The organism is Affinundibacterium nitidum (assembly GCF_014284155.1).
Lineage (GTDB): Bacteria > Pseudomonadota > Gammaproteobacteria > Burkholderiales > Burkholderiaceae_D > Undibacterium > Undibacterium nitidum.
Window position 1 is genome coordinate 666,031 of sequence record NZ_JACOFZ010000001.1, and the last position, 13,376, is coordinate 679,406.

At 47.1% G+C, this 13,376-nt stretch carries 12 protein-coding genes; 6 read left to right on the forward strand and 6 right to left on the reverse strand.

All coding sequences use genetic code 11. From position 1 onward, the window contains the following. Positions 1-2 precede the first annotated feature (2 nt). The 4 genes from fliP to H8K36_RS02925 are packed head-to-tail and all read left to right on the forward strand — an operon-like array spanning position 3 to position 3,452. Positions 3-773, forward strand: a complete 771-nt coding sequence (gene fliP / locus H8K36_RS02910; protein WP_186915164.1) for a flagellar type III secretion system pore protein FliP — start codon at positions 3-5, stop codon at positions 771-773. A 9-nt stretch (positions 774-782) separates the two neighbouring features. Next, positions 783-1,052: a flagellar biosynthesis protein FliQ gene (gene fliQ / locus H8K36_RS02915; protein WP_186915163.1), complete on the forward strand. Its 270-nt coding sequence runs from the start codon at positions 783-785 to the stop codon at positions 1,050-1,052. A gap of 5 nt (positions 1,053-1,057) precedes the next feature. After that, positions 1,058-1,861 (forward strand): flagellar biosynthetic protein FliR, encoded by an 804-nt coding sequence (gene fliR / locus H8K36_RS02920; RefSeq protein ID WP_186915162.1) that lies wholly within the window; start codon positions 1,058-1,060, stop codon positions 1,859-1,861. A 28-nt stretch (positions 1,862-1,889) separates the two neighbouring features. After that, a complete protein-coding gene (locus tag H8K36_RS02925; protein ID WP_186915161.1) occupies positions 1,890-3,452 on the forward strand; it encodes an NAD(P)H-hydrate dehydratase in 1,563 nt (520 codons plus the stop codon). Between the two features lie 29 nt (positions 3,453-3,481). On the opposite strand, the gene H8K36_RS02930 is transcribed toward H8K36_RS02925, so the two are convergent. Both H8K36_RS02930 and H8K36_RS02935 read right to left on the reverse strand, forming a co-directional pair. After that, the gene (locus H8K36_RS02930; protein ID WP_186915160.1) at positions 3,482-5,539 is read right to left on the reverse strand and encodes a sensor histidine kinase; all 2,058 of its coding nucleotides are present in this window, start codon (positions 5,537-5,539) and stop codon (positions 3,482-3,484) included. Beyond that, positions 5,536-6,288, reverse strand: a complete 753-nt coding sequence (locus H8K36_RS02935; protein ID WP_230404274.1) for a response regulator transcription factor — start codon at positions 6,286-6,288, stop codon at positions 5,536-5,538. Before H8K36_RS02935 ends, H8K36_RS02930 begins: the two co-directional genes overlap by 4 nt. A gap of 308 nt (positions 6,289-6,596) precedes the next feature. Between H8K36_RS02935 and H8K36_RS02940 the strand changes: the two genes are divergently transcribed. Both H8K36_RS02940 and H8K36_RS02945 read left to right on the forward strand, forming a co-directional pair. Further along, the gene (locus H8K36_RS02940) at positions 6,597-7,958 is read left to right on the forward strand and encodes an SPFH domain-containing protein (RefSeq protein ID WP_186915159.1); all 1,362 of its coding nucleotides are present in this window, start codon (positions 6,597-6,599) and stop codon (positions 7,956-7,958) included. A 59-nt stretch (positions 7,959-8,017) separates the two neighbouring features. Beyond that, entirely contained in the window at positions 8,018-9,484 is a 1,467-nt protein-coding gene (locus H8K36_RS02945; protein ID WP_186915158.1) for a hypothetical protein, read from the forward strand. Between the two features lie 100 nt (positions 9,485-9,584). Here the strand turns inward: H8K36_RS02945 and H8K36_RS02950 are convergent, their stop codons facing one another. The 4 genes from H8K36_RS02950 to H8K36_RS02965 form a co-directional block, all read right to left on the reverse strand. Next, entirely contained in the window at positions 9,585-10,580 is a 996-nt protein-coding gene (locus H8K36_RS02950; RefSeq protein ID WP_186915157.1) for a CE1 family esterase, read from the reverse strand. Between the two features lie 49 nt (positions 10,581-10,629). After that, the gene (locus H8K36_RS02955) at positions 10,630-11,049 is read right to left on the reverse strand and encodes a hypothetical protein (protein ID WP_186915156.1); all 420 of its coding nucleotides are present in this window, start codon (positions 11,047-11,049) and stop codon (positions 10,630-10,632) included. A 42-nt stretch (positions 11,050-11,091) separates the two neighbouring features. Next, positions 11,092-12,111 (reverse strand): tetratricopeptide repeat protein, encoded by a 1,020-nt coding sequence (locus tag H8K36_RS02960; protein ID WP_186915155.1) that lies wholly within the window; start codon positions 12,109-12,111, stop codon positions 11,092-11,094. A gap of 477 nt (positions 12,112-12,588) precedes the next feature. Continuing rightward, complete coding sequence (locus H8K36_RS02965) at positions 12,589-13,374, reverse strand: LytR/AlgR family response regulator transcription factor (RefSeq protein WP_186915154.1); 786 nt, start codon at positions 13,372-13,374, stop codon at positions 12,589-12,591. Between the last annotated feature and the right edge of the window lie 2 nt (positions 13,375-13,376).

Sequence of the window (13,376 nt, forward strand, 5' to 3'; positions counted from 1 at the left end):
TCATGAATAGACCACGCGCTTACCTCGGCATCGCAGCTGCATTAGGATGCTTCGCTCTGTGCCTTTTTGCACCAGAGTTAGCATTCGCGAAAGCCAATAGCGCGCTCCCTGTAATTACGAGCACGCCCGCTGGTGGTGGTGGCCAAAATTACTCGCTTAGCATTCAAACTTTATTATTCCTCACTGCCTTAAGTTTCCTCCCCGCAGTGCTTTTGATGATGACGAGCTTCACGCGCATCATCATCGTCTTATCTCTCCTGCGCCAAGCATTGGGAACGCAGGGTGCACCACCCAATCAGGTCTTGGTTGGTCTATCGCTGTTTCTCACGTTGTTTGTCATGGGGCCGACGTTCGATAAGATCTATGAAGACGCCTATGTACCTTTCAGTGAAAACAAAATCACCATGCAAAAGGCCATGGAAAAAGGTGCCGAGCCGTTAAAACAATTCATGTTAAAGCAGACGCGTGAAACCGATATCGCATTGTATGTTCGCCTTTCAAATACGCCGCAATTACAGGGGCCAGAGGATGTGCCTTTGCGCGTACTGATTCCTGCGTTTATTACAAGCGAATTAAAAACTGCGTTCCAAATCAGTTTCGCTATTTTTATACCATTTTTGATCATCGACATGGTCGTCGCGAGCGTCTTGATGGCAATGGGTATGATGATGGTTTCGCCCTCTATTGTGTCCTTACCATTTAAGCTGATGTTATTTGTATTGGTCGATGGATGGCAACTCTTGATTGGCTCTCTGGCCAAGAGTTTTTACTAGGAGTCTCACATGACACCCGACAGCGTTATGACCTTAGGTCGCCATGCAATGGAAATCACGTTAATGGTTTCCGCACCATTACTGTTGGTGGCGCTTTTGATTGGTCTCATTGTCAGTATTTTTCAAGCAGCTACGCAAATTAATGAAACCACTCTTTCATTTATTCCAAAACTCGTTGGCATATTCGTCACTTTAGTTATTGCAGGCCCATGGATGTTGACGGTGATGGGTGATTACATGCGAGAAGTATTCACTGGGATCGCTACGATCGCTGGCTAAACGCCATGATTTCAATCGGCACACAAGAACTCCTCTCTATCATCGCAGCCTTTCTGTGGCCGCTCACGCGCATTCTTGGCTTCATCGTCGTAGCTCCGCCATTCGGCAATAACGGCGTACCTCCTCTGGTTAAAATCGGCTTAGGAGTTATGTTGGCCTTAATTGTGGCACCCACACTTGAGCCTATGTCTAATGTTGATATGGTCTCCATCACGGGCATCATGGTCTTAATTCAACAATTTGTTGTTGGGTTAGCCATGGGCTTTATGGTGCGGATCATCTTCGCTGGTATCGAAATGGCCGGTGAAGTAGCGGGACTCACAATGGGCCTCGGCTTTGCCACATTTTTTGATCCACAAACACGTGGTCGCTCCACTGCGATCAGCCAATTTTTAGTCATTATCACTACTCTTGCGCTGCTTGCGATGAACGTTCATCTCACGATGTTTGAGGCTCTGGTCACCAGTTTCAAAACGATACCTATTTCGACATCTTTAGAAATGGGATTTAGTTCACAGAAGCTTGTGATTTGGGGACAGGAGATTTTTAAGGTTGGCATGCTACTGTCGCTACCAATCGTCGCCGCGCTCCTAATCACCAATATCGCGTTAGGAATTTTGACCAGAGCAGCGCCTCAACTGAATATCTTCGGCATTGGCTTTCCAATTACGATTACTGTCGGTTTTGTGATGTTAGGATTAGTGCTTCCTTACTTGATATTACCTTTGGAAAACATCTTCCGTCATATGATTGACGCCATCAATAGCATGGGTCAAAATCTTCCGAGTAAGATCCCTACTTCGCCCTAGAACAATACAAAATCAACGACACTGACACATGAAACTATCCCCTCCTTGCAACTTGTCAGTGTATTTGAGCAAAGACATTCGAGCCATCGAAACGGCTGTCAAAGCGCACGCTCCAAAACCTAGTCTGATGCAAAGGGCTGGACTAGCTGCCGCCAATCTCGCGAGTCAGCTGATACACATCAACGAACCTATACTGATATTTGCAGGTCCTGGCGACAACGGCGGCGATGCCTTTGAAATGGCAATCCATCTGAGCCAACGAGGCTACCTGGTACAGATTTATAGACTCAATGAGGAAACACAATATTCGCATGATGCTGCGCTGAGCTTAGGTGGAGCCACAAACTCTGCAATTACATGGATCGTAAGCCATGAAGACCTCGAACAAGCACTGCAATCGACCTCACTCATTGTCGATGGTTTGTTTGGTATCGGTCTCAATCGTGCCATCATTGGTCGTGCGGCAGAATTGGTAAATTTAATTAATCAAACGAGTCAACGAAGATCGATCCCGGTACTATCGCTCGATATTCCCAGCGGTCTCAATGCCGACACCGGCAATATCTTTACTCACACTGGCGCTTCAGCAAACTCAATCACAACCACAATACGGGCGACACATACCATCACATTTATTGCGAACAAACCGGGTCTATTCACGGCAAAAGGACGCGACTTTGCTGGCAAAATCATCCTCGAAACGCTGAATATCGACGCGGATTCCTTTCCAAGAACATCACTCTATTTGAACGCAAACGACAACGTAACAGGGCTACTGCACCGTCGAAACCACGATAGCAATAAGGGCAGCTTTGGAGATGTCAGCATTATTGGAGGAGCAGATGGCATGTGTGGGGCCGCTATCCTTAGTGCACGCGGTGCGCTAATGAGCGGTGCTGGAAAAGTACACGTCGGTTTTTGTACCGAACAAACACGTTCATCAATGGAAATTGATCCACAATATCCAGAGATCATGTGTCGTCATGCCAATGATATTGAGTTCGCCAAGAGTGTGATTGCTATCGGCCCCGGACTAGCACACAGCCCAACTGCAAAGAAACTGTTAGCAAGAGCATTGAACGAGTCGCCATGTTTGGTCATCGATGCCGATGCCATCAATCTGATTGCCCAAGACATTCAACTACAACATCAAGTCTTAAAACGCAGAGAGAAAAATTTCAGTACAATTCTAACGCCTCACCCTCTAGAGGCTGCACGATTGTTGAATACCGACACTGCAAATATTCAAAGAGACAGACTAGAAGCAATAAGTGAATTAACCGACAAATTCCAAACCATTGTCATCCTTAAAGGCTCTGGCAGCTTAATCAGCGACGGTCAAACAACATTTATTAATACGAGTGGCAACCCAGCACTCGCTACCGGTGGCACGGGTGACGTATTGACAGGGGTTTGTGCTGCATTGCTAGCACAGGGCCTCGCACCGATTGATGCCGCACGGCTCGCTTGTTTTGTGCATGGCGCGGCTGCCGATGCTCTTGTCGATGCGGGCACAGGCCCAATCGGACTCAATGCGAGCGAACTAATGCCAGCGATTCGGCGCCAACTGAATCAAATCAGTAGGGGCTAGTTTGCGTCGGATCTAAAGCCGGCGAGACTTTAACGCAAGGGACGTGGCAAACTCAGTACGAAGTCGACGCCATCCGATACATTGCGCGCGATAATTGTGCCACCCATTTTTGCCATATAGGTTTGCGCTACGAATAGCCCTTGGCCACGATTACCATTCGCGCCCGATTCCAACTGATCTGAAACCCCATACTCGAATATCTTGTTCAACATATCTTCCTCGATATGTGGGCCTTGATTATGAATAATGACAAACGCATTCGCTTCGTCAATTTCCAAACTGATCCGAATTGACGTTTCTTGTGGTCGATACCGATCCGCATTCTTTAGGACATGAGTGACTACATCCTCGAGTGAATATTCGTCTGCCTTAACGACTATTGCTCCCAATTCCGATTCGAACAGGACCTTGTTGATGCCAGCGTGCGGAGCATTGTTAGAAACGTGACGCAAAAATTCAGTGAGGTCAAGTTCGCCAATTTGTAGCACCGTAGATTGAAATGCCTCACTTGGAGTAGCGCTTCCATATAATACTTTGATCGCCTGTTGCATACGACTAATATAGCGATGACTCTCATCCTCTGTACTTGAATGTAAAACCATCAAACTTTGCAGTGGTGACATGATTTCATGCCCAACCGCATGCCACATTTGTTTTTCCTGTTCAGTGCGGATAGTTTCCCGCTCAACGTCTTCTTTTACCCTCCGCAATAAATCATGCAAACCACTGGCCAACACGCCAAGCTCATCTGGGCTGCGTAAATCACTCACATCCAATTGATCGAGCTCACCGGCACCTTTCATCGTGCGCGACAGCGCTGCGGCTCTGCGGGTCAGCAAAGTAATGCGGCGAATAATGCTAATTTCAATCAAGAGCCAAGCTAACAATAAGGCCAACAACATCGCGCCCACAAACCAAGACACACGGGTTGCCACCACACTCAAGCTCTTGCTGATACTGCGCACATCGCCCTTCATCATCAATTCGTAATTATCGAGAGGCGTACTAATCAGTTCTTTACTTTCAAGGGGGGTAGCGAACTCGTCGACAGGCAAACGTCGAATCAAGCGCGTGAGTAAGTTCCACGACTCTTCTTCTTGCTCCACTTTACCGACTAAGCGTATGACTTCTTTTTTATCTGATGATTTACGCAACACCAAACTTTCACCTGGCAGCAACAATGCATTTAAGTCGTTGAGCGAGAATGGCGTTGCACTCGGAACTGACTTACTGTCTAGAAGCGGAATGTCACTCTCAGGAGCTAAGACTGTCAGCTCGACCTGAATTTGCTCTAAATCCTGCGGCGGCCAAACGGGGCGTTTCTTTTCAAACAGTGCTTCCTGCAAAACGGCGATAGGCAAGCGTAATGAGAAGAAGGTATTACGCTCGCAATTGAGATCTTTGCCATCTTTGTCTGCATCATTACAAACGGCCTTCTGCCAAGCCCAACCACGGAAGTCACGTACTGGTCGCGCACCTGATTTAGCAACTTCAGACTCTAAGAAGCCAACCCAACGTCCACGTATGCCGGTATTAGGGCGACTGCTAACCTCTTCTTCGAACGGGGCAATCCATTGATAGTGCTGTCCGCGCAATGCGACGCTGACACGAATACGGTGCGCATCATCCTTGATTAACTGTCCACGTGGATGCGATACCAGAGCCGCACTATTGAAACTTCCCGCGACATAAATGAAACCACCGGCCCAAGGATTGTTACCAATACCCACGCACAGTGAACCATCATTACCATATTGCACTAGACAGCCAGACATCGCGATGGCCTGCTGTACCTTGCTTTGATCGTCAAAGTCTAAGGCAGAGAATGGCAGCAATAGAGGATGCAAGCTTGCGGTATCTTGATCTAAAGGCGGATTTAACAAAGCCAATTGACCAGCTGGATGACGCAAAGTCGCCGTGATTTGGCTCACGGTTTTGTCAAAGTTGGTTTGATAACTGTTATAACTAAGCTGTTTCTCTTGCTGCAGTAAGGAAAGCGCGAGTCCAAAAGTTGCCAATGCCAATAGCAAAAACACGCTACGAAAAATAATTCGTAGACGATAACTCGCTAAGAGCAAACGCTTCATACGCTCTCAGCCCAGCGAAAACCGCGCATAGGCACGTTTTCTATGCCTTCAAAGTCAGGATCTATTTCGCGAAATGCATCGCGAATAGTACTCACATGTTTACGAATATTGTCGCGATTACGTCCGCTCTTCACCACTTCATACAGATCGTCATACGACACCACTTGGCCCCGCTTTTCCAACATCACGGCAAGAATGCGTTGCGCTGTCAAGGGTAAGTTGATCCGCTGCCCTCGCCACATCGGTGTGCGTTGGCGCAATGGATCCATGCTTAAAGTTTCCCCACCATTCGGCAATTCCTTCGCAACTTCTTTATTCGCTTCAGTCTTCGCTTGTCGCCGTTCTTTCACGGCACGCAGCATATCCAAGAAGGTTTCGATAAAATCAGCTTCCTCAAACGTCGCTTTTTGCAGGTAATCCCATGCGTCTAAGGCTTTCATGATGCTGCGATAAATAGTGGCGGGCATGGCAGACACTACCAACACTGGTGTCGCTTGTCCGTCACGGCTGATATTCTTATTGATGGCATTAATGATGGCGACACCGGCGTGTCGTTCACGACCTAATTCAATATCCAATACCACCAAATCGTATTGCGCGCGCACGATAGCGGCTTCTGCATCATCACGGTTAAACCATTGATCGATTTGTATACCGGGCTTAGCCGCTTCTATCCAAGTTTTGAATTGATTACTCGTAGGTAAATCATCTTCAATCACCGCTACCCTAATTCCTGACATTGCAGACATCAACTTGCACTCCAATCCTTTGTTCTTGTGTCTCTTGGCTTCCGCTAAATCCAGCAGAAAACCGATGTATTTCCGCAGTATCCCTTTTTTTGGGGCAAAAGTCAGTCCTCAGCTGTGAGTTTTTCTTCACAACATCTTCCATCTCCTCCGAACGCGCCATTTTCTTTCCTGCCTTACGATGATTTTCACCCGCCGGCGGCATTGAACGCTCTTGCCCGCTAGGCGCAAGATTCGTCTCAAGGAAAGACAACAAGTTCGATCCCCGGAGTTATAAACAAAGTCATTTTGAAACCAATTAGGAGGCTACTATGAGCAATCGTTTAAAAACCATCGTCAATGCAGTTCGTTCCAGTTTTACTTCTTTGTTCGGCAGCAAAAACCCAGGCTACAGCGCGCCGAGCGGTTTTGACAAAGAGGCGACCACTGCGGAAGACAGTGAATATCAAAGTGAATACCCAGCAGAGTTCCAGGTCAAAGAACGTCGCCCATTGCTCACCAAAAAAACACTGACAAGCCTAAGCGTGATCAGCGCCATTAGTTTGGTTGCGTATGGTTTGTATAACCACCCTCCTCTTAAAACAGTAAGCCGTGGCGAAATCGGTATTCGATCTAATCAATTGACGGGCAATGTCACAGCCTTCCGTGAAGGCAGTGTGATTGTGATTCCAGGCTTATTTCAATTACGCAAATTCTCGCTGCAGGATCAGTTATATCGTCCAACTAAATCAAGCTCGACCAACGATGCACCTTTTCAATCAGTCGAAGGTTTATCGCTTGGCGTTGACTTGGCGGTACGTTACGCGATCGACCCAGCGAAGCTCATCAGCAATACCAAAGGTTTGCCAGAGAATGTCAATGCAGAGATCGTAGAACCGATGGTGCAAGGTGTGATGTACAAAGCGTTCACCCGTTACACGGTGAAAGAGATTTTCTCGACCAAGCGTGGTGAGATTCAACAAGTCATCGAAACGGAATTGAAACCTAAGTTGGCAGCCGAAGGCATTATTTTGCATGCGGTGATGATCGGCAAGATCGACTTGCCAGAAGATTATAAACGCGGCATGGAAAAGCTCTTAGCTGAAGAACTTGAGAGTGAAAAAATGCGTTACACCTTGGAACTGAAAGAAAAGCAAGTGAAGCAGTCTGCCTTGGAATCAGAAGCAGAAAAAGTACGTCGCGAAAAAGCAGCAGAAGCAGCGGGTAATGAACAAGTGATCGCGGCAAAAGCACAAGAGGAAGCCATGAAACACGTTTTACCGTTCAAACAAAAACAAATCGAACAACGCCAATTGGAAGCAGAAGCCGCCAAAATTTCGATGATCAAAACTTCCGAAGGTAATGCCCAATCTCGTTTGATTGAAGCCGCCGGTGAAGCAGATTCTCGTCGTAAGTTAGCCGATGCGGAAGCCTATCGCCAAGAATTGGTAGGTAAAGTGTCGAGCGCCCAATTGGAACGTGACGGTGCACTTTTGAGCAAACACCCATTGTTGATCCAAAAAACCATGGCTGACAAATTGTCTGACAAGATCTCTGTAATTATTGCCCCTCCCCCAGCAGATGGCGGCTTCATTGGTTCTGCTTTGCTCGGTAGCGGCAACAATGCCAAAGCGCAACGCGCCAATAAAGAAACACAAACGGAGAACACTGAAGCCAATACCGAAAGCAATTAATTCGGTCGCAACGACACCTTCACGACACCTAACGATTATTTCATACAACAGGATCTATCATGTTTAGCACCTTAAGTACCATCGCCGCTTCAAGTTTGATCGCCATCGTCACCCAAGACCAGGCCGCACTCAGAGCCTCACCTCGCGAAAGTGCCCAGCAACAAGTCGTCTTATGGCAAGGCGACAGCCTCGAAATTCGCGGCGAGCGCATGGACTATTTGCAGGTATATGACCATAGGCGTGAACGCGCTGGCTTCATCAAAGCGAGTCAAGTTCGATTGGTCAGAACCGAAGCCGATGGTGCTGCTGAAAGTATGTCAGTGATACGTTTTCTGCGCGACACACCTGGCTCCGAAGCTCTCGGCATTAGTTACTCTGCCGCCTATTTGAAAGCCGCACCAGCGAATCAAATCAACGCTGAAATTTTTGATGCTTTAGGTAGCATGGCCGAGCGTTTAGCACGCCGCTCGACGAATTTGCAAGCGCAGACCGGAAGCACAAAGCCAAATAAGCAAATGGAAACCGCGATTGCAGCGCACTTAGAAGTGGCGACCTACTACGGCGTGCAATTCAAAAGCTTTGAACGCGAAGGCCGTATTCAACTCTGCTATGACGGTGAGGCTTTCCGTCGTGTCTTAGCCATGAACGCGAGCGACGAACAAAAGGCCCGTGCCGCACTAGCGCTAACACGTTCGGAATGTATCGATCCGGCGACCAGACCATTAGAAAAATCAGCCATCGACACCTGGCGTGCCGATGTATTAGACCGTGTAGAGACAAGCAAATTACCAGAGCAACTAAAGAATCGCATCAAAATGCGCAAAGCCACGGTGTGGTCTGCAATCGCCTTCCAACGTGCGCGGAAAGCAGAAAACAAAGATGAAATGAACAAGGATGTACAAGCAGCCGGCAATCGCGCCGTCCTTGAATTAGCTTCCATCAACAAAGAAGAATTAAGTGACGAAGACAAATTGAGCTATACCGACACAGGCATTCGTGCCGGCACTTCACGTTGGGCGGCAGAACTTGCAATACAAAACAAAAGTACATTAAAAATCGTCACTAGCGCTGGTGAACCTGGTGAAACTTGCGTCCATCTGATCGACGCTAAACATGACTTGAAGAATCCCTTAGCTAAACGTTGTACATACAGCGTAGTATGGCCACACTCGGCGCGTGCGAATACTCATAGCACCGCACTCACACTCGCCGTACAACCGATGGAAAGTTGGCGTGAATTATGGTTATTCCATCAAACAAGTAACGGCTGGATCATTGACGTTTTGCCACCAGCCAATACCGATCCACAGTTAGGCTATGTCGAATTCGCAGGTTGGGTGCCAGCGACAAATAAAATGCTGGTAGCGCGCGAGGCGAAAGTCGATGGCGTCTTTAAACGTCGATTCGAGGTCATCAATATGGATACTCTGCAGGCAGAAAACGGTGCTGACAATCCTTCCTCATTGAGCACCTTCTACAAATGGCAAGATGCCATATGGAAGAGTCAGACCTTGAGTCTACGCTAACTCGTAATTTACTGAAAAAAAAAAGGGCTCGCATCAAGGGCCCTTTTTTGCACCAACACAAAACCTTCAATTCTACGAATACGGCCACCATCTTTCCGCATCATAGTGCTTGTTGGCGCGAGAAGAAATCCCAAATCATGGCAGGGCCGTTAGGCGACATCGGAGACGGTCCAACGAGTCGCGGACGTTTCCAATACGCTTGCGGCATGCCATGCCCGCCACCATAAATTGTGACCAACTCGACTTCCACTTTGCTCTCATTTTTCCACAGTGTTCGTTCAAACTTCGAGTTATCTTCTCCGCCCTGAGACACAGAGTTCATTGTTGGATTAATCACAGGAGCTGCGTTGATTTGATTCAGATCAGCAAAAAATTGAGCCGTATCCTTGGATGATTTGAGAATGCCGCCTTTGTAAAACAGACCCAACAAACTGGTTTCGCCACCCTCATAATGAACAATAGGATCTTCAGTACCGTTCATCATCATGATCGATGTACTTGATCCAGAAAGCGCACATTTAAAATTATCAGAGACCGGTAGATTCGCCGATACTGCGGCGACCGCACGAAAACGAGAAGGTGCCTCTATCGCTAAACGCAGGGACATAAATCCACCCGACGACACCCCGGTCGCGAAAACACGTTGTGGGTCAAAACCATTTTCTGCAACCAGCTTATCGGTGAGCAGCGTCAAAAACTTCACATGGTCAATCTCTTTCCCATCGACTTTAAAATCACCAACTTTGCTACAGTCGTTCCAGTCAAAAGAACTAGCGCTAGGATAAACCACAGCAAAACCATATTGATCAGCTAGACGATCAAAGCCATAACCGGTTTCCAAACGAATTTGCGATCCATTTTGTCCGGAACCATGCATCACAATCACTAAGGGCGCAGCTTTGGCCAAGCCCTTGGGAATATAGCTGCGATAGGTCATCTGTTTGCCGTCGACTTCCATCGTCGCCTTTGTCAATACACCGGAAAGCTGCGGTACGTCGGGATCTGGCGTATAGATAAAATAAACGAACAAAGCGCCAATGATCGCAACAAAGCCGAGCAAACCAACAAAGACCTTACGTAGGATTTTCTTCATCATTCACCTGCCTTATCTTGATTTGTTTTGATCGCGAAACTTACGACTGTTTTCAATTGACTTTGCGCCACTGATCACCGTATTTTTGAATATAGTGGCGATAGACATAGGACCAAGGAATGACGGCATACACGAGAACCACCGCACCAATCGCAAATACATTCGGCAGTAACTTATCATCCAATGCACCATTTAACCAGAGTGGCAATGGTACCGCAATCAACCAAATCGTCTTCCATATCAATTCCCACATCAGTATCGGCAATAACTGTAATGGATAACGAATGCCTAACAAACATAGCAGCCAGAAGGCGGCCATCATCGAAGTTTCGACGCCCCGGAAAAACTCCCACGCTGAGAAAGCCTTTTTAGAGGCGATAACATCAGGCCATAAGCTAAGTGCTAAACCGACTACCACTAACAAGTACATCGCACGCAGTAGATAAAGACGAGTGAGTGAGACTTCATTCATGATTGTTCCTATCGTTTTCTTAAAAATGGTGTGGAATAGCAATTACTTCAGGAGCTTTATCTGTTCTTCTGCGTCGGCACGCGTCTTTGTGCCCAAGGCTGGAGTAAAAGCTAGTGCTTTTTCAAAGAATGATATGGCTTTCGTTTTATCTCCCAAAGCTTGCCAGGTTTTTCCGAGGCGATAGTAGGCAGCGCCAGTCGCATCAATGCTCAAGGATTTTTCTAAATGGGGCAGCGCATCTTTCGCCTTTCCTTGTTCTTGCAAAGACCTACCAAGTCCAAGATGTGCAGCTGAAGATTCAGGGAAGCGTTGAACAATGTCACGGAACATCTTTTCTGCATCAAGAAATTTCTTATCTTTAACAAGAGTCTGCGCAATCTCGATCGCGATATCGTTCTGCAGCTGCGCAATGACAGGATTGCCGGCACTATTTACCGCAAGAACTCCACTTTTCGCTTTCTCCAGTTTCTCATCTTTGAGATCAAACTTGGCCTGCAACAAACTCGCTACTGCTGCGCTCACCTTTTGCGTTTCTGCAATCACCTCTTTCGCTTTCGAATTACTGCCACCCATGAAGCCAGGCACTTCCAAATAAAAGGTCATCAAGGAGTTAACTGCACTGAAATTCTTCGGATCTAATTCAATGGCTTTCTTAAAAGCGTCGCGTATCTTTCCTAGTGATCCGATACCCGACATGACGCCGCCTTTTTCGGCTTTGATACCGAGCACGTTGCCAAGTGCTTCATGGCATTCAGAATTCTTTGGGTTGTTTGTAATGCACTGCTCTGCCAGCTTAATACCCTCGTCGAGCCGAGCCAATTTAGCTTCAATCAAAATCAAGTCGACTTTAGCAACTAAGGCATCCGCATTATTGGCATCGGATGCGAGCTTTACACCGACGGCGCGTTCCACCTCAGCATATTTTTTTGCTTTAATCAGCGCACTATATTCGTGGGCCTGTGCTGACTGCATTCCTAACAACGAAGTCAGTAATGTCGTGACGAAGAGCGAAGTCTTGAGGCCGCGGGGAACATTAAATTCTTGAAGGGATATGTTTGTCATAGTCATTTCCTTAATTGATGAGTGGGTGTAGCCTGAAAAAAATCAGTTCAAACTACAATCGAAAAGGAAGTATCCGCCGTCGGCCACTCTGCTTCTATGAATAAGCGACCAGTTACGGTCTGATAACCGTGAGTGGCGGTAGACGATTGCTGAGTTACATTCAAAAATTGAATTCAGAGATCGAAGATGTAAGGAAATTTAGACCTGACCTTCCTTCCTGTTTAGCAGCGCACAAACCGAGAAAGAACAGCCTGAGAAGCACATTCGCACAAAGAATGGCAGCTTAAGAATTTGCCTTAAAAAAAGAAACTAATATGCAGCGTTCAACTCGGAAACAAGGATATAACCTAGAGCTAGGGCTCTATCACGCATGAAGTTTTGCGGGTAGGACGCGAATGAGAATTTTCGCGCAGAGATGTAGTAACAACCGAGATAAAAAAACAATCTTGGATTGCGTAATGCCAGTTTAACGTCGGCCTACATCTGCTTGAAGTGATGTAAATAGCTGCGACTTACAGGCAACTTATCCTCACGCCCTTTCATAAAGACAGTGGCAGTCTCATTTTCTCCCCGAATGACATGACTTACCATATTGATGTTGACGACCACTGAGCGATGTATTTGGATAAAGTCCGAGGCATCGAGTTGATCTAACAACTCCTTCAGAGAACTTCGAATTAGAGCCTCGGCAGCTTTGCCATCATCACCGCGCCATGCGATTAAAGTGTACTTTTCGTCCGACCGCAAAAAATCAATACTGGCAACAGGGATCATACGTAAGGATTGCCCTACCATGGCTTTTATCCACCGCAAGGGTTCTGCTGCAGCTTTCTTTTGCATTCGAGCTTCCAGCTTATCCAGCAAGGAATCGATGTCTGGTGCTTCTTGAGATGTACCAATACGTTCGCGTACCCGTGCAACTGTATCAGCAAGGCGAGCAGGATCCACTGGTTTCACCAAATAATCCAAGGCACCTTGGGTAAACGCTTCGACTGCATATTCGCTATAGGCGGTAACGAAAACCAAATGGACACCTCGTCCTATCTGGCGTGCTGCTTCTATGCCAGTCATTCCTGGCATATGTACATCGAGAAAACACACCGTTGGTTTGAATTTTTGGTATTGTTCAACGGCTTCGCGCCCATTTCGTGCCTCGGCAACGATCTCTAATTCTGGCCAAACTTGAGTAAGCATGCGTGTTAATGAACTGCGCAGTAGTGGTTCATCGTCGGCGATCAATGCGCTTGGGCGGGTTGAGCTCATCT